Source organism: Lysobacter hankyongensis (assembly GCF_039543145.1).
In the GTDB taxonomy this organism is placed as follows: domain Bacteria; phylum Pseudomonadota; class Gammaproteobacteria; order Xanthomonadales; family Xanthomonadaceae; genus Lysobacter_I; species Lysobacter_I hankyongensis.
Genome location: NZ_BAABJE010000014.1, coordinates 334,610 through 352,858 on the forward strand (window position 1 = coordinate 334,610; position 18,249 = coordinate 352,858).

The window sequence follows — 18,249 nt, forward strand, 5'->3', positions numbered from 1 at the left end:
GGCGATCGTTCATGTTTCGTCCTACACTGTGGCCTCCCGTTTCCCCCACCCGCAGACAGGAGTTCCGCATGACCATCCAGATCGGCGACCGCATTCCCGAAGTCAACATCAAGCGCATCAACGACGGCATCGACACCATCGACACCGTCCGTCTGTTCGAAGGCAAGAAGATGGTGCTGTTCTCGGTCCCCGGCGCGTTCACACCGACCTGTTCCGAGAAGCACCTGCCCGGTTACGTCGAACACTTCGAAGCCTTCAGCGCCAAGGGCATCGATGTCGCATGCATGTCGGTGAACGACCCGTTCGTGATGAAGGCCTGGGCCGCGAGCCAGAATGCGCCGGCCGGCATGATCATCCTCGCCGACGGCAACGGCGACTTCGCGAAAGCGCTCGGTCTGGAAATGGATGCGACCGCCTACGGCATGGGCATCCGCAGCAAGCGTTTCGCGCTGTACGCGGAGAACGGCGAAGTGAAGAAGCTCGAAGTGGAAGCGCCGGGCGAATTTCGGGTGTCGTCCGCCGAGCACATGCTCTCGCTGCTGTAATTTCCTGCATTCCGTAGGAGGGCCTTCAGGCCCGAGCTTTTGATTCGGACAAAAAGAAAAGCTCGGGCCTGAAGGCCCTCCTACGCAAATGCGGTGGATCGGCCGTTGGCCATACCTGCCAGAAACACCGATTTCAACGGCCGTATGGCTGATCAAGGCGCGACAGAACGCATCGGTGGTCGCAGTCGCGCATACCAGCGCTCCTGCAAAGATCATTCCAGCACGCGGAACTCGATGCGCGTCCACGCGCCGCTGTCGGCCAGCGCCGTCAGCGTATGCGCGCCGGGCTCGCCGAAGTCCCGCACCAGGGTCGCGCGTCCGGCGGTCTCGCCGATCCAGCGCCCATCCAGCAGCCACTGCACGTTGCGCTCGGTGCCGAGCGCACGCAGCGACAATCGCACCGCATGTACGCTGCCGGGCGCACGCGCGAGCGTGGCGCCGTCGTTCATGCCGTCGATGCGCAACTCCTCGTCGGCGTCGCGGCCGTCGGCCATGCAGTCGTCGGCGAGCGGCGGCAAGATCGACGCATGCCGCGTCTCCGCCGATAGCCACGGCGATGCCAGCGCCGGCCAGCGCGCGATCTCGCGCGGCTCGACGCGGTGCGGCAGCGAACACACCGCCGACACCCGTCGCCCAGTGTCGGTATCGATCTCGAAACGTTCGCGCCCCGCATTCCACAGCCGCGCGCCGCGCTCGGCGAAGGTCGGCGGCACCACGCCGTCGAGCGTCCAGGCCTTGCGTCGCCGTTGGCACAACGACGCAGGCAGGCCTTCGGCGGCGATGCCCAGCGGCCAGCAGATGTCGATTTCCGCGACGTTCGCCGGCGGCGGCACGCGCGCCGCGTCGCGGTTGCCGCCCGGCAGCGCATCGACCACTTCGAACAGCAGCGGCAGCGCGGTGATCGCGCCGTACTGCCCCGGCAGCGGCGTGCCGTCCGGACGGCCGACCCAGACGCCGACCGTATAGCGCCGCGTGCCGCCGACCGCCCAGGCATCGCGGAATCCGTAACTGGTGCCGGTCTTCCACGCCACCCGCGGACGCGTGCCGCGGTCGTACTGTTCCAGCTCGCCGGGGCGCGGATTGGATTCGAGGATCTCGCGCACGATCCACGCCGCGCCCGGCGACAGCACGCGCCGGTCGATCGCCGCGTCCCGCGGCGTGTAGCGGACGCGGCCGGCGATGCCGTTGCGGTTGAAGGCCGCATGCGCGCCGACCAGGTCTTCCAGCCGCGCGCCGGTGCCGCCGAGGATCAGCGCGAGATTGGGTTTGGCGTCGTCGGGAAACTTGAGCGCGAGCCCGGCGTGGTCGATGCGCGCGGCGAAGCGCTGCGGGCCGACGCGATCGAGCAGATCGACCGCCGGGACGTTGAGCGACAGCCGCAGCGCCTGCGCGGCGCCGACCGGGCCATTGAACGATTCGCCGAAATTGCCCGGGCGGTAATCGCCGAAGTTCTGCGGTGCATCGATCAGCAGGCTTTCGGAGTGGATCAGGCCATCGTCGATCGCCATGCCGTACAGGAACGGTTTCAGCGTGGAACCGGGCGAACGCCAGGCCTGGACCATGTCGACGTGGCCGAGCCGCGCTTCGTCGCCGAAGCGCAGCGAACCGACGTAGGCGCGCGCCTCCATCGTCGCGTTGTCCACCACCAGCAGCGCCGCGGAGGTGCGCTCCGGCAACGTCGAGAAATACGCGGCGACGCGCTCTTCCAGCGTGCGCTGCAGGTTCGGATCGATGGTCGAAACGATGCGCGCGGCCTTCGGATGCGCGGCGCGCAGACGCTGCGCGAGCAGCGCGGCGGTCATCGGCGACTGCAACTGGCGCGACACCACCGGCTCGATCCGCGCATCGTCCACCTCGGCGCGTGACCACACGCCGAGCGCGGCCATGCGGTCCAGCACCTTGTCGCGCGCGGCCTGCGCCGCCTCGGGATGACGATCGGGGCGACGCCGGCTCGGCGATTGCGGCAGCACGGCGAGCAGCGCGGCCTCCGCCATCGACAGCCGCGACGCGGGCTTGCCCAGATACGCCCAGCTCGCGGCCTCGACGCCTTCGATCGTGCCGCCGTACGGCGCGCGTTCGAGATAGAGGATCAGGATCTCGCGCTTCGAGAGATGCGCCTCCAACTGCAGCGCGCGCAGGATCTGCCGGAGCTTGCGGAAGGGCGTCCGCGTATGCGACGTGCGCTTCGCATCGAGGATGCGCGCGACCTGCATCGTCAGCGTCGAACCGCCGGACACCACTTCGCCGCTGGTCAGCAGTTGTCCGCCCGCACGCAGCAGCGCGATCGGATTCACGCCGGGATGCCGCCAGAACCAGCGATCCTCGTAGTGCAGCAGCGCTTCGAGATACAGCGGCGAAACCGATTCGGGCGTCGCCGGATAACGCCAGACGCCGTCGGCATCGGCGAACGCGCGCAGCGGCGTGCCGTCGCGCGCGACCACCAGCGTGCTGGTGTCGCGGGCCTTCGGCAACTGCGGCGGAAACACGAGATCGAGCAGCAGCAGCGACGACAGCAGCGCGACGCAGCCCCAGCGCAACCAGGGCAGCAGGCGGCGGATCCGCGTCATCGAGGATCGTGCAGGCATGTCTTCACGCATGAGGGGTATCGTCGGCGGCGATCGTGTCCACAACCACCCGGCGCGGAAGACCCGCCCGGACGATGGCGTTACTCATCCACGCCGAGCGGCGACAGTCGCGACGGATCGCCGACCAGAAACACGTCATCGGTGATCGATCGCAACTCGCCCGTGCCGAGATCGCGCATTTCCCAGGTCCATGCGCCGAATGCGGTGGTCAAGGTCCCCCGCGCACGGCAGGGGCCGTGATCGAAGAAATCGTGCTGCTGACGCGCGCTGATCACGATGCTGCGCTCGAAAAAACGGCGGACGTCGCGCGTCGTCGGCAGGAAGGGGGCGCAGCCGTCTTTTTCCGGCCCCAGCCCCGCTTCCAGCACCACCACATCGTCGATCTTTCCGATCGGCGACTGCGCGATCGCGGATGCGACCGGCAGCGACACCATCGCCACGATCGCCACGCTCCGAAGGCCGGCAGCGAACCGCCGGCCGCATTTCCATGTCATCGCCGCGCTCATTTCGGCTGCACCACCGTGATCGTCGCCGGCAACGACTTGCCCACGCCGCGCAGCTGCGGACGGTACATGTCCTCGACCAGCGACGGCGGCACCGTGTAGGTGCCCGGGGTCACCGCGCGGACGAGATAGAACACCCGCGCGGGCTGGCCGGCGTTGAGTTTCAGCGCGGCCACGAAGCGGTCGTCGCGATATTCCTCGTGCATCACCTCGGCGGCGCTGCCGCGGTCGGAGATCTCGATGCCGTCCACCACCACGTCGGCCCACTGCTTGCCGTCGCCGAGATTGAAGTTCTCGATCTCCAGACCGGCGGGCAGCAGATCGATCAGCATCGCGTCGGGCATGTAACGGTCGGCGGTGATGCTCAGCGCCACGATCAGCGCCTCGCCTTCGCCGATCGGACCGGGTTTCCACGGTTTGCCGTCGGTGGTGTACCACTTGCGTTCGATCCCGATCACCGACTTGTCCTCGGCCGGCGCCGTGCGCGGCACGCCGGCGACTTCCAGGCTGGCGTACAGCGGCACCGCGCCCTTCGGCTCGAAGCGGAAGCCGCGGGTCAGCGCGGTGTAATCGACGCGACGACCCTGCATGCGACGCTCCGCCACCGGATCGCTGACATCGCCCAGCTTCCACACGCCCGAGACCGTCTTCTTCTGATCGGCCAGCAGCGCGCGGCCGACGCGCGCCAGCGCCACCTGCTCCTGGGTGCTGAGATAGAACCAGCGCTCGCCGCGGCGCACGTCCAGTTCCTTGCCCAGCGCGATCACCTTGCTGTCGTACTCCGGCCTGGCGAGGTCGCGCTCGTGGGTGAGCGCGATCATCAGCGCGCTGTCGCGCAGCGGGCTGCTGTAATCGCCGAGGTACTCGTAACGGTCGCCGGGCTTGTTGTAGGCGAAACCGGCGGCGATGGCCTTGCCGCCGCGCGCCTTGTCGCCCTGCAGCGACAGCGCGAGGCCGAGATGGACCAGCGACAGACCGTTCTTCGCCTTGGCGCGATCGTTGTCGTACAGCGCGCGCAGCGTGCCCAGCGGTGCGCGGTTGACGCGGGCCAGCGCATAGCCCGCATGCGCCTGATAGGCGAACTTGAGGTGATCGCGATGATTCTGGCCGTAGAACTCGTTGCCGCCGGCCAGCAGATCCTCGTTCAACCGCTTCAGCGCCTTCTGCAGCATCGCGTCAGGCACCGCGAACCCGGCTTCCTTCGCATCGAGCAGGAACTCGACGATGTAAGGCGTCAGCGACGGATTGACGTAGCTGTCGTCGCCCCACATCGAGAAGTGACCGTTCGACATCTGCATCGATGCGAGACGCCCGAACGCACCGTCCATGCGCGCCTTGCGGGTGGCGGCATCGATGCCCTTGGCGTCCAGCATCTTCGCGGTCTCGGCATCCATCACCAGCGCAGCGTAGCCCTTGCTGGTGGTCTGCTCGGCGCAGCCGTAGGGATAGTCGAGCACGCCCTGCAGCGCACCGGCGAAGGGAATCGGCGGCAGCGCGCTCACCGTCATCTGCGCATTGACCGACCCCGGCATCAGGCCGTCGGCGAAGCCGGCGTCCATCGCGATGGCGCCGAGTTCGTTGAGCGTGATCGTTCGGGTGCGGAGCACGCTCGGCCATGCCGGGCGCACCGGTACGTCGAAGCGTCGGTCGACCTTGAAACCGTTGCCGTCCACGCGCACGCGGATCTTCGCGGTGGTGTAACCCTCACCCGCGGACAGCGGGAAGGTCAGCGTGGTCTTGCCGCCGGTGGCGAGTTTCGCCTGACGCGCACCCTGCGCCACCGACAGCGGGCCGATGCCTTCGACCTGCACCTTGAAGTCGCCGGGCTTGCCGGTGAAGTTGGTGAGATCGAGGGTCACGTTGCTGCGGTCGCCCGGCGCAAGCACGCGCGGATAGCTCGCTTCGGCGACGATCGGCGCGCGCACCACGATCTCGGCGTCGCCGTTGCCGTAGCGGTCGGCCGAATACGCCAGCGCGGACACGCGCAGCGTGCCGTTGAAGTCCGGCACCTTCAGCGCGATCTTCGCCTGACCCTTCGCGTCGAGTTTCACCGGGCCGGAGAACAGATCGACCGTCTGCACCTTCGAGGTCGGCCTGCGCGCCTGCGCCAGAGGCTGCAGCGCCATGTCGCCGCCGAAGCGGATGCGGCCGATCTCGCCGTCCAGGCTTTCGATCACGCGACCGTAGACGTCGTAGGCGTCCACGCCGAGACGGCGCTGGGCGAAGAAGTGTTTGTTGGCATCGGGCACCGGGAATTTCGTGATGTTGATGATGCCCACGTCCACCGCCGAGACGGTGACGAACGCGTCCTTCCCGGCGAGCCCCGGCACCGCGACCGTGGTCGTCAGGGTCTGTTCGGGCCGCATCTGTTTCGGCAGCGACAGACCCACCTCGACCCGCCGCGCCGTACGGTTCATCGGCACATGGGCGACGCCCACCGCGCGCGCCGGCGTGATCTTGTTCGCGGCGCTGCCGCCGCGGAAGACCAGCGCGGTCACGTAGACATCGTGGCGATCCCAGTCCTTCGTCACCGGAATCTCGAAGCTGCTGCCGCGCTTCACGTCGACTTCCTGCACGTACAGCATGCGGTCGGCTTCGACCATCAGCAGGCCCTTGCCCGGATGCGGGGGCGTGAGCGTCACCTTCAGGGTGTCGCCGGCGCTGTAGCCGGTCTTGTCGAGCGCGACCTTCACCTTGTCGGGGCGCGCGTCGAGGCCGCGGTTCTCGTCGTCCCAGCTCCAGCCGGCCTCGAACGGATAGCGCGTAGTCAAACCGGTCGCCGGATCGAGCACGTCGACGCGATAGGCGCCCCACTCCACGGGGAAGGCGAAACTCACGGCGGTGGCGCCGGCATCGATGGTACGGGTTTCGACGTTCTCGAAGCGCGAGGTGAAATCGAAATCCCAGCCGTCGCCGTCGTCGTAGTTCCAGTGGTAATCGCGATGCTCGCGCACCAGCGTGATCTTGAGTCCCTTGGCCGGACGCGGCTTGCCGTCGGCGGCGACGCGCAACAGCTGGAAGCGCGCGTCGGAATCACTGTCGGCGCCGTCCTTGTCGTCGAACAGCGGGCGCACGCCGACCAGCGCATCGGCCGGCCACATCACCCGCTTGAGCGAACGGTTCACGCTGCGTCCGCCGCTCTCGAACAGGCTGCCGGACACGATCGCCGCGACCGGCGAGACCGCCTTCACGTCGCCGGGCAGCGGAATGTCCTGGACCAGGGTGCCGTCGTCGCCGAGCGTGGTGTCGATGACATCATTGGCTTCCTTCGGCAGCGACACGGTCGGGTCGCCGAAGAAATAGCCGGGCATGCTCTCGACCGGATGCTGTTCGATCGCCACCGCGAGCTTCGCGGTGAAACGGTTGCCGGCCGCGGGCGCGCCGTAGAGATAGGCACCGGTGGCCTTCAGCGAGATCGGTTTGCCCGGCTTGAGCACGGCGTCGGCGGTGTCGAGGTCGAGCTTCATGCGCTCGGGGAGGAATTCCTCGATCCGCAAGGTCATGCCCTGCACCGCTTCGGCGCTGGCCGGATCGGTGCGGAATTCGACCTGCCAGCGGCCGGTCGGCGCTTCGGCCGGAATCAGCTTCTCGAAACTGTAGTAGCCCTGCGGGCCGGCTTCGATGCGGCTTTCGACGAAGGGTTTGCCGTTGGGCTGATTGAGGCGCACGAACAGCGGCTGCGCCTTGTTGCCCTTCATCGGCACCGGCTTGCCGTCGTTGTCGCGGAGCAGCGCGGAGATGCGCACGACCTCGCCCGGGCGATACAGATCGCGACCGGCCCAGGCGAACACGTCGAACCACGCCGGTTCGCGGCCGCTCACCGCGAATTCGGACAGATCCAGCGCCGGCTGGTTGAACGGCAGCAGCGAGACGTCCTTGCCGCGACGGGCGACGAGCACGTGCGCCGCCTGCAGCTTGTAGGGCAGCATCGCATTGCCGTTGCGGTCGGTCTGGCCCTTGAGGATGGTCTCGCCGGGGCCGTCGAGCACCTGCAGTTCGACCCCGGAGATGGCGCTGCCGTCTTCCAGCGATGCGGTGTGGACGAACAGCTTGTCCTTGTACGCGCGCACGTGCAGCCCGATGTCGCTGACCGTGAAGAACGTGGTCTCGAACTGATCGTTGAACTGGCCGGTGCGCTTCATCACCGCGAAGTACAGGCCGGGCTCCTGCAGTTCCTCGATGTCCTGGATCGGCAGGTAGGTGACGACGCGTTCGTTGCGCTTGCCGCCGAGCACGAAGCGGTTGGTGTAGACCGGTTCGGCGAGCTTGGACAGCGGCGTGTTGTCGCCGTATTCGTTGTCCAGCTCCCAACCGCTGCGGCGGCCGCCGCGCTGGTATTCGTGGAAGAACTGCGGCAGCGACTTCTCGCGCACGCGCAGGAATTCGACGTCGACCTCGGGCACGTTCACCGACACCACCGGCAGGCCGCGGCTCTCGCGCGCCGGCAGCACGCTGCCCTGCGAGGCGAAACCGGCGGCCGGCTTCAGTTCGCCGGTGTAGACCTTCTGCTCGACATCGCGGCCGAGGGTGCTGCCGTCGGCCGCGGCGAGCTTCGCCGAGATCTTGAGGGTGTAATCGGTATTCGCCGCGACGAACGGATAGCGGAGGATCTTGCCGCTGTCGTCCAGCTTCCAGCCGCTCTTCTCTTTCGGCGGCGTATCGAACGCGATCAGTTGATCGAAGTCCTGCGTGCCGACCAGCGGCCGGGAGAACTCCAGCGCGATCGCCAGCGCGTCGCCGTCCTGGTCGGGATAGGCCCGGACCAGGGCGAACCCCTTGACCTCATCGCGCTTGGCCTGGATGGCCTCGCCGCTCACTTCGGGCAGTTGCCCGGTTTCCTTGTTGCCGCAGCCCGTCAGGGCCACCAGCGCGAGCGCCACCCCCGCGCCCGCCACCCACTTCCGCATCTGACCGCAAACCCGACCCAACACCCCGAACCGCGACGAGCGACACATATGGCCTCCTGGATTTGCGGGCGACTATACCGAAACTTCCGGTCGCCGGATCACTTTATTTGAACAATTTTTTGACTTTTTTTTAACATTAACGAAGACCAACTCCAACCCGCGACTCCTTGCCGCTCCGGGCAGGAAATTCCGTATCGCTGTTGGTTTGTGATGGCCGCAAAACGACCGTGGACCGCCGGGCTAGACCCGGGCATCGCGCGTTGCACGAAGCCGGGACCTGCCCAGAACGCGACAGGCCGCCCGGAGGCAGCCTGTCGAGGGTGAAACATGTTGCAGCGCATCACGCATTCGCGTCGGGCGGCGGCACTGCCGTCGGGGTGTCGGCGACCACGACCGGCGGCGTGACCGGATCGGCGCTCTCGTCTTCGTCCAGCGAGCCATCCAGGCGTTCCAGCGCCTGCAGGCTTTCGCCTTCCGACAACCGCATCAGGGTGACGCCCTGGGTGTTGCGGCCGACCTGCGAGATTTCCGCGGCGCGGGTGCGCACCAGCGTGCCGCCATCGGAAATCAGCAGGACCTCGTCGCCGCTGCGCAGCAGCACCGCGCCGACCAGCCGGCCGTTGCGGGCGGTGGTCTGGATGCCGATCACGCCCTGGGTGCCGCGACCCTTGCGCGGGTGGTCGGCCAGCGGCGTGCGCTTGCCGTAACCGTTCTCGGTCGCGGTGAGGATGTAGAAGGTGCTGCCGTCATCCTGCGCCACCACGATCTCGGCCTCGGGCGCGTCGGTCTCGGCCTCGACGATCTCGATGCCGTTGGCGACGTCGGCCAGCGCCTCCTCGTCCGGCACCTCGCCCGCCGCTTCGGCGACGATCAGGCTGACGACGGTCTCGCCGTCCTGCAGGCGCATGCCGCGCACGCCGGTCGCGGTGCGCCCCATCGGTCGCACGTGGGCTTCCGAGAAGCGCGCGACGCGGCCGTTCGAGGCGAACAGCAGAATGTCGCGCGCCCCGTCGGTCAGCGAGGCGCCGATGAGCGCATCGCCCTCGTCCAGATTGATCGCGATCTTGCCGCGGGCCAAGCGGTACGCGAATTCGGTCAGCGGCGTCTTCTTCACCGTGCCGTCGCGGGTGGCGAAGAACACGAAGTGCTGCTCGTCGTACTGATGCACCGGCACCACGGCCTGGATCTTCTCGCCCGGTTCCAGCGCCAGCCAGTTGATGATCGGACGCCCGCGGGCGTTGGGACCGGCGTCGGGCAACTGATGCACCGGCAGCCAGAACACGCGGCCGCTGCTGGTGAAGGTCAGCAGCGTGTCGTGGGTGTTGACCAGCCACAGCTGGTCGATGAAATCCTCGTCCTTGGTCGCGGCCGCGTTGCGGCCCCGGCCGCCGCGCTTCTGCGCGCGGTAGGCGGTGACCGGCTGGCGCTTGACGTAACCGGCGTGCGACAGCGTGACCACCACGTCCTCGGGCGCGATCAGATCGAGGATGTCGAGATCCTCTTCGCTGGCGCGAATCTCGCTGCGACGCGCATCGCCGTACTCGTCCTTGATGTCCTTCAACTCGTCGCGGATGACTTCGCGCAGACGGTCCGGGTTCTCGAGGATCTCGATCAGGCCGCGGATGGTTTCGAGCAGCGTCTTGTATTCGTCGGTCAGCTTGTCCTGCTCCAGCCCGGTGAGGCGGTGCAGGCGCATTTCCAGGATTTCCTTCGCCTGGACTTCGGTCAGTTGATAACCGTCGTCGAGCAGGCCGACGCCCGACGGCAGATCCTCGGGCTTGGAAGCATCGCTGCCGGCCGCGGCCAGCAGGCTGGCGACCAGCCCGGCGTTCCAGCGTCGCGCCAGCAGGCGTTCGCGCGCTTCGTTCGGATTCGCCGAGGTCTTGATCAGCTCGATCATCTCGTCGATGTTGGCGAGCGCGACCGTCAGGCCTTCCAGGATGTGGGCGCGGGCGCGGGCCTTGCGCAGTTCGAAGATCGTGCGGCGGGTGACCACCTCGCGGCGATGGCGGACGAAGGCTTCGAGGATCTGCTTGAGATTCAGCAACTGCGGGCGGCCGTCGACCAGCGCCACCATGTTGATGCCGAACACCGATTCCATCGGCGTCTGCGCGTACAGATTGTTGAGCACGACTTCCGCCGACTCGCCGCGCTTGACCTCGATGTAGATGCGCATGCCGTCCTTGTCGGACTCGTCGCGCAGCTCGCTGATGCCTTCGAGCTTCTTTTCCTTCACCAGCTCGGCGATCTTCTCGATCAGCCGCGCCTTGTTGACCTGGTAGGGAATCTCGGTGACGACGATGGCCTCGCGGCCGTTGTCCGCCACTTCGATCTCGGCGCGGGCGCGCATGCGCACGCGACCGCGGCCGGTGCGGTAGGCGACATGGATGCCGCCGACGCCGTTGATGATGCCCGCGGTCGGGAAATCCGGGCCCGGGATGTGCTGCATCAGGCCTTCGATGTCGATCTCGGGATCGTCGAGCAGGGCGACGGTCGCGTTGATGACTTCCGAAAGATTGTGCGGCGGAATGTTGGTGGCCATGCCGACCGCGATGCCGGCGGAACCGTTCACCAGCAGGTTCGGGAACCGCGACGGCATCACCGTCGGTTCCTGTTCCTTCTCGTCATAGTTCGGCTGGAAATCGACGGTGTCCTTGTCGATATCGGCCATCAGCTCGTGGGTGAGCCGGGCCATCCGCGCTTCGGTGTAACGCATCGCCGCGGCGTTGTCGCCGTCGACCGAACCGAAGTTGCCCTGCCCGTCCACCAGCAGATAGCGCAGCGAGAACGGCTGCGCCATGCGCACCAGCGTGTCGTATACCGACTGATCGCCGTGCGGGTGGTACTTACCGATCACGTCACCGACGATACGCGCCGATTTGTAATAAGGCTTGTTGCTGTGCGCGCCCAGTTCGTTCATCGCGAACAGCACGCGACGATGCACCGGCTTGAGGCCGTCCCTCACGTCCGGGAGCGCGCGGCCCACGATCACGCTCATGGCGTAATCGAGATAGCTGCGACGCATCTCGTCTTCGAGATTGACGGGGATGATTTCCTTCGCGAGTTCGGTCATTACGACTTCTTGTGCTGGGTGGCGGCGCGGCGGAACGGGCATCGTTCCGGGGCAAGACCGGGGGGCGCCGCGATGTGCGACGGGGCCAGCCGAGGGGTCGCTCCGGAGGACGCGCGCGGTTCCATTGCGCGAACGCCGGATTGTAGCACGCACAGGCATTTCACGCCCACCGGCAAGAGCGTTTTTCCCATGCGAAAACAGGAACTTGCGCATGCGTCGCGACCGCATCGGGAGCGCACGCACGGCGTTCCCGGAAACCCGGCGAACCGCTGCAGCAGCAGCGCTTTCTCAGTGACCGAAGAAGGTCTGCATCGAGACCCGGTTGGGGCGCTCGACCACGCCGCGTTCGGTGACGATGGCGTCGATCAGCTCGGACGGCGTGACGTCGAACACCGGGTTCCAGGCGCGGATGCCTTCGGCCACCGTGCGGGTCGCGCCGACGGCCAGCAGTTCGGCGGGATCGCGCTCCTCGATCTCGATCTTGCCGCCGTTGGCGGTGGCCATGTCGACCGTCGACGACGGCGCGACGACCATGAACTTGACGCCGTGATAACGCGCGGCGATCGCGAGCTGATAGGTGCCGATCTTGTTGGCGGTGTCGCCGTTGGCGCAGATCCGGTCCGCGCCCACGATCACCCACTGCACCTGTCCGGTCTTCATCAGATGGGACGCGGCGGCATCGGCGATCAGGGTGGCGTCGATGCCGTCCTGCTGCAGTTCCCAGACCGTCAGGCGCGCGCCCTGCAGCCAGGGGCGGGTCTCGCCCGCGTACACGCGCTCGATCCGCCCCTGCGCGACCCCGGCGCGGATCACGCCGAGCGCGGTGCCGAATCCGGCGGTGGCCAGCGAGCCCGTATTGCAGTGGGTCAGCACGCCGCTGCCGTTCGCGATGAGTTGCGCACCGAGCCGGCCCATCTTGCGATTGGCGGCGAGATCTTCGCTTTCGATGGCCTTCGCTTCGCGGAACAGCGCCGTGCGCCAGTCCTCGCCCGCGACCGACAGCGCGCGTCGCATGCGTTGCAGCGCCCAGGCCAGATTGACCGCGGTCGGCCGCGCGGCGTTGAGCTGCTGCATCACCGGTTCCAGCCGTTCGGCCGCCTCGGCTGCCGCGGCGATGCCGCCGCCGGTGGCGGCGTCCAGTTCGCGCGCGGCGAGCACCACGCCCCAGGCCGCAGCGATGCCGATGGCCGGCGCGCCGCGCACGATCAGCGCATGGATGGCGACCGCCACCGCGCCGCTGGTGCGGCACGGCACGTATTCGACCGCAAAGGGCAGCTTGCGCTGGTCGAGGAGTTCGAGGGCGTCGCCGGTCCAGCGGATCGGGCGGATGCGGTCGTAGCGGGCGTAATCGATGGTGTCTGGCATGCGCCCATTCTAACGGTCCGGGGCCGCGAACCACCGCAGCGGGTATCGCACAAACGAAACGACCCGGCCGGAGCCGGGTCGTCGCGGTATCGCGGAATGCGCTGCGTTCAACCGCCCGGCGGGCGGCTGTCGCCGAGATCGCCCGGCGGGCGGTCCCAGCCGTCGCCGCTGCGGCTGCCGCGACGCGAAACCACGAATTCGGCGCGGCAGCCCTGCGTCACCCACACGCCGCTGCGGCTCTGGCCCCAGGTCCGGCCTTCGACGCAGGGCTTGTCCGACAGCTGGCGCAGCAGACGGATGTCGCCGTTGCGGCCGACGCTCATGTTGCAGCTGTGGCTGCGATTGTCGCGGGATTCGCAGCGCACGAGGTCGCTGCCGCCATAACCGTTGTTGCCATAGCCGCCGTTGCCGTAGCCATTGCCGTAACCGGTGCGGAACAACGCGCGGCAACCACCGCTGACCCAGACGCCGCGCGAATCGCTGCCCCAGGTCCGTCCGCGGATGCAGGGGCTGTTCGACAACTGGCGCACGAACTCGGCGCGTCCGCCGTTACCGCAGCGTTCGGTGCGGCCATCGCGGGATTCGCAGCGGAAGGTGCCGTCGCTGGCGTAGCCGTAGCTGTTGCCGTAACCGGAACCGCCGCCATAGGCGTAATCGTCGTCACCATAACCGAAGCCGGTCTCGACGCGAAACTCCGCGCGACAGCCCGAGCTCACCCAGATGCCGCGCGAATCGTTGCCCCAGGTGCGGCCGCGGATGCAGGCGGTATCGGAGAACTGGCGAACCAACTGCGCGTCGCCGCCATTGGTGCTGCACCGCTCGGTACGGCCATCGCGCGACTCGCAGCGCACCAGGGTGCCGTTGTAACCATAGTTGTTCCATTGCGCCTGCGCCGGCAGGCTGGACAGACCGCCCAGCAGACCACCGAAGAGGACCGTCGCGATCATGGCGATGGAGTCGGAAAAGCGTGTGTTGCGCATCGTTGGCACCCCCGTGGTGAGTGACTCCAATGTAGCCGCGGCGGATGAATGGCCGGCGAATTTTTTCGTCGCGCATCGCGCCATCGGCCGCGCGTTCAGGTAACCGTTTTCACCGGAAAACCCGGATTACGCCCGGGCGAAGTCGAAAGCCAGCACGTCGGCGATCCGGTCGGTGCCGAGCATCGCCATCAGCAGCCGCTCGACGCCCAGGGCCACGCCGGCGCAGTCCGGAAGTCCGGCCGCCATGGCCGCGAGCAGCGCTTCGTCGAGCGGCGGACGCACCGCGCCACGGTCCGCGCGCAGCGCATGGTCGCGGAGAAAGCGCGCGCGCTGTTCGGCGGCATCGGTCAGCTCGTGATAGCCGTTGGCCAATTCCAGCGCGCCGAGATACAGCTCGAAGCGTTCGGCGACGGCCGGCGCATCGCCCTGGCCCGCGCGCACCTTCGCCAGCGCACACTGCGATGCGGGCCAATCGTGGACCACGAGAATGGTGTCGCGATCGAACGTCGGCTGCAGGCGATGGGTCATCAGCAGGTCGAGCCAATCGTCGCGGGTCAGACCATGCGGATCGATCGCGACATCGCCCAGGGCCGCCTGCAGTGCGGCGTCATCCGCGGCGAACGGATCCAGGCCCAGGCGCTCGCGGTACAACTCGCGAAAGGTCGTCGTCGCCGTCGTCGCGCGGCGCCCGACCAGCGCCAGCGCCGCCTGCACGAGCGCGACGGTCTCGTCGATCAGGCGATGGTGATCCCAGCCGACCCGATACCACTCCAGCATGGTGAATTCCGGATTGTGGCGACCGCCGGCCTCGCCGTCGCGGAACACGCGCCCGAGTTCGTAGCAGTCGCCGACACCCGCGGCGAGCAGCCGCTTGAGCGGAAACTCCGGCGAGGTGCGCAGCCAGCGCGTGCGCGGGGCGCCGTCGGTGCGGCCGGAGAATTCGAGCGGGAACGACGCGATGTTGGCATCGGTATTCCCGGCCACCGACAGCACCGGCGTTTCGACCTCCAGCACCGCGCGTTCCGCGAAGAACGCGCGGATCGTCGCGTACAGACGCGCACGCAGGCGCAGGGCGTCGAGATTCGCGCTGGGGTGCCAGTCGGTCATCCCGCGTCCGTGGCCGCGCCGTGTTCCGCGAGGAAGGCCAACAGCGTCGCTTCGTCCCAGATCTCGATGCCGAGTTCCTGCGCCTTGGCGAGCTTGCTGCCTGCGGCTTCGCCCGCGATCACGATGCCGGTCTTCTTCGACACGCTGCCCGAGACCTTCGCGCCCAGCGCTTCGAGCTTCGCGCCGGCTTCGTCGCGCGACATCGAGGCCAGGCCGCCGGTGAGCACGACGGTCTTGCCTTCGAGCGGACCGGCGACACTGTCGTCCGTATCCGGAATGCGTGCCAGCAGCGTCGTCAACGCCTCGCCGACGCGCATGAGCAGCCGGGCATGGGCTTCGTCCGCGCGCCATGCGCTCAACGACTGCGCGGTGTCGGGCGGCAGTCCCGCGGTGATGAAGGCATGTTCGGGCGCGGCGCGCACCGCTCCCGCGTCGGCGAACGCAGCGGCGAGCTGATCGGCGCGGATTAGGGTGACCTTCGGAATCTCCATGTCGACCAGCAAGGTCGCGAGGTTCAGATCGGGCCGCAGCTTCGGCGACGGCGGATGCGCATCGACAACATGCACGCCGCGTTCGAGCAGCGCGTCGATCACCTGCTGGTTGCCGGCCTGGTCGAAGAAATGGCCGAGCGCGCGCGCCACTTCGCCGCCGATGTCGGGCACACGCTTGAACACCGGCCACGGCAGGCGACGGATCAGTGCGAGGTCGCCGAACCACGCGGCGAGCGCCTTGGCGGTGCTTTCGCCGACGTGTTCGATGCCGAGCGCGAACAGGAAACGTTCGAGCGTGGTCGCGCGACTGCGGTCGATCGCTTCGATCAGGTTCTCGGCCCACTTGGTCGCAACCTTGCCGGCCTTCACCGTCTCCGGCGTTGTACCGTCGCGCTCGTCGGCCGCGCGCTTCATCGTCAGCAGATCGTCCAGCGACAGCCGGTAGAGATCGGCGACCGACTGTACGTATCCCAGGTCTGAGAGGTCCTCGATGTAACGATCGCCCAGACCTTCGATGTCCATCGCCCGCCGCGAGGCGAAATGTCGGATCGCTTCCTTGCGCTGCGCGGCGCAGGTCAGCTCACCGGAGCAGCGCCAGACCGCTTCGCCCTCCTCGCGCACGATCTCCGAACCGCAGACGGGACAGGCGTCCGGCATCCGCCATTCCGTCGCGTCGGGCTTGCGGTGCTCGGGCACCACGCGAACGATTTCCGGAATGACATCGCCGGCGCGGCGCACGATCACGGTGTCGCCGACGCGCACGTCGAGGCGCGCGATCTGGTCGGCGTTGTGCAGGGTCGCGTTGGTGACCACGACGCCGGCGACCTGCACCGGCTTCAACCGCGCGACCGGCGTCGCCGCGCCGGTACGACCGATCTGGATCTCGATGGCTTCCAGTTCGGTCGATTGCTCCTGCGCCGGAAACTTGTGCGCGATCGCCCAGCGCGGCGCGCGCGAGACGAAGCCCATCTCGCGCTGCCCGGCGTAGTCGTCGAGCTTGTAGACCACGCCGTCGATGTCGAACGGCAGCGCGTCGCGCTTCTCGCCCATGCGCCGGTAATAGTCGAGCAGACCGTCGGTCCCGGCGACGACTTCGCTTTCGGCGCTGACCGGAAAGCCCCATTCGCGCAGGCGCTGCAGGGTCGCGGAATGGGTCGCCGGCAGGTCGAAACCTTCGACCACGCCGACCGCATAGGCATAGAACGCCAGCGGCCGCTGCGCGGTGATGCGCGGATCGAGCTGGCGCAGCGATCCCGCGGCGCCGTTGCGCGGATTCGCCAGCACCTTGCCGCCGTCCTTCAACGCGCGTTCGTTGTAGGCCTTGAACGCGGCCAGCGGCATGTAGACCTCGCCGCGGACTTCGAGCACATCGGGCAAGTTCATCCCACGCAGATGCAGCGGAATGGCCTTTATCGTGCGCAGGTTCGCGGTGACGTCCTCGCCGGTCGAACCGTCGCCGCGCGTGGCGCCGCGTACGAACACGCCGCGCTCGTAGCGCAGACTGATCGCGAGGCCGTCGAGCTTCGGTTCGACCGAGAACACCGGCGCGCTGCGCTCCAGTCGTTCCTCGATGCGACGCACGAAATCGGCGACTTCCTCGTCGGTGAAGGCGTTGCCGAGCGACAGCATCGGGATCGCGTGGCGGACTTCGGCGAAGGCCGAGGACGGTGCGTTGCCGACGCGCTGGGTCGGCGAGGTCGGATCGGCGAACTGCGGGTGCGCGGCTTCCAGCGCTTCGAGTTCGCGCATCAGACGGTCGTATTCCGCATCGGGAATCGAGGGATCGTCGAGCACGTGGTAGCGGTGATTCGCGTCCTCGATGAGGCGGCGCAGGTCGGCGATGCGGGTGGCGGGATCGGTCATGGGTGCATTCCGTAGCCAGGGTAGAGCGCACAGCGCGAAACCCGGGGCTTTTCGGGGAGAAGCGCGCCCCGGGTTTCGGCCTGCGGCCTCAACCCGGGCTACATTCGCGTCACCAGCGGGTGTTCTTCGAGATCGGCGGCGCTTCGTGCTGGCGATCGTAGGCGCGCAGATCGTCGCGGATGTGGGCGATGCGCTGGCGGCCGAGCGCGTTGCGAGATTCGTCCAGCACCACACCGTCGAGCAGTTCGGCCATGCGCTGTGCGGTGGGCAGCATCTTTTCCCAGGCGTCGAGCGCGGGAATCGGCGCCGGCAAGGTCAGGAAGAACGCGATCGCCGGCGTTTCCACCGACTGGATGTCGGCCATCTCGAAACCGCCGGGCTTCTTGATGTTGGCGACGCTGAAGATCGGGCCACCGTCGGCGCGACCGTCGACGAGACGATGGAAAATGCTCATGTAGCCGTAGCTGAGACCGGCCTTTTCCGCAGCGACGACGATGTCCGGGCCGCGCAGCACCTGTCCGGCGCGGGCGGCGACGTAGAGGGTCACGATCTTGTCGAATTCCTCGCGGTCGCGCTTGCCGACCTCGGGGCCCGACGGCGGCGGCACGGCCGGTTCCAGCGGCATCTCGTCCTGCGCGAACACGACATCGTCGCGGCCCGGTGACGGTACGCCGGTGGCCGGTATCCGCGGCTCGGCGCGATCGACGGAATCGTCGCGACGCTTGCGGCCCTGTTCGGGCCTGCGCGGGCGCCCGAAGAAATAGATCGCGGCCATCAACAGCAGACCGGCGATCACGATCCCGATGCGCAACATCCAGATATCCGACATC

General features: G+C 67.7%; 10 protein-coding genes and 1 pseudogene. 1 reads left to right on the top strand and 10 read right to left on the bottom strand.

All coding sequences use genetic code 11. From position 1 onward, the window contains the following. Window positions 1-68 precede the first annotated feature (68 nt). Entirely contained in the window at window positions 69-545 is a 477-nt protein-coding gene (locus ABD974_RS13470) for a peroxiredoxin (protein WP_345303851.1), read from the top strand. 212 nt (window positions 546-757) lie between these two features. On the opposite strand, the gene pbpC is transcribed toward ABD974_RS13470, so the two are convergent. From pbpC to zipA, 10 genes and pseudogenes are all read right to left on the bottom strand, one after another. Next, on the bottom strand, window positions 758-3,142 hold the full coding sequence (pbpC, locus tag ABD974_RS13475; RefSeq protein ID WP_345303852.1) for a penicillin-binding protein 1C: 2,385 nt from the start codon (window positions 3,140-3,142) through the stop codon (window positions 758-760). A gap of 68 nt (window positions 3,143-3,210) precedes the next feature. After that, entirely contained in the window at window positions 3,211-3,504 is a 294-nt protein-coding gene (locus tag ABD974_RS13480) for a hypothetical protein (protein WP_345303853.1), read from the bottom strand. A gap of 128 nt (window positions 3,505-3,632) precedes the next feature. Further along, on the bottom strand, window positions 3,633-8,540 hold the full coding sequence (locus ABD974_RS13485; RefSeq protein WP_345303854.1) for an alpha-2-macroglobulin family protein: 4,908 nt from the start codon (window positions 8,538-8,540) through the stop codon (window positions 3,633-3,635). A gap of 340 nt (window positions 8,541-8,880) precedes the next feature. Next, entirely contained in the window at window positions 8,881-11,613 is a 2,733-nt protein-coding gene (gene gyrA / locus ABD974_RS13490; RefSeq protein ID WP_345303855.1) for a DNA gyrase subunit A, read from the bottom strand. A 288-nt stretch (window positions 11,614-11,901) separates the two neighbouring features. Next, on the bottom strand, window positions 11,902-12,978 hold the full coding sequence (gene mtnA / locus ABD974_RS13495; protein ID WP_345303856.1) for an S-methyl-5-thioribose-1-phosphate isomerase: 1,077 nt from the start codon (window positions 12,976-12,978) through the stop codon (window positions 11,902-11,904). 107 nt (window positions 12,979-13,085) lie between these two features. Then, complete coding sequence (locus tag ABD974_RS13500) at window positions 13,086-13,925, bottom strand: DUF3011 domain-containing protein (RefSeq protein ID WP_345303857.1); 840 nt, start codon at window positions 13,923-13,925, stop codon at window positions 13,086-13,088. A gap of 159 nt (window positions 13,926-14,084) precedes the next feature. After that, a complete protein-coding gene (gene epmA / locus ABD974_RS13505; RefSeq protein ID WP_345303858.1) occupies window positions 14,085-15,065 on the bottom strand; it encodes an EF-P lysine aminoacylase EpmA in 981 nt (326 codons plus the stop codon). Then, a complete protein-coding gene (locus ABD974_RS19525) occupies window positions 15,062-15,382 on the bottom strand; it encodes a BRCT domain-containing protein (protein WP_425562703.1) in 321 nt (106 codons plus the stop codon). The genes epmA and ABD974_RS19525 overlap by 4 nt, the downstream gene beginning before the upstream one ends. A gap of 113 nt (window positions 15,383-15,495) precedes the next feature. Beyond that, window positions 15,496-17,419: pseudogene (ligA, locus tag ABD974_RS13510) on the bottom strand (NAD-dependent DNA ligase LigA); the annotation flags it as partial. A 109-nt stretch (window positions 17,420-17,528) separates the two neighbouring features. Then, entirely contained in the window at window positions 17,529-18,248 is a 720-nt protein-coding gene (gene zipA / locus ABD974_RS13515) for a cell division protein ZipA (RefSeq protein WP_345303860.1), read from the bottom strand. Between the last annotated feature and the right edge of the window lies 1 nt (window position 18,249).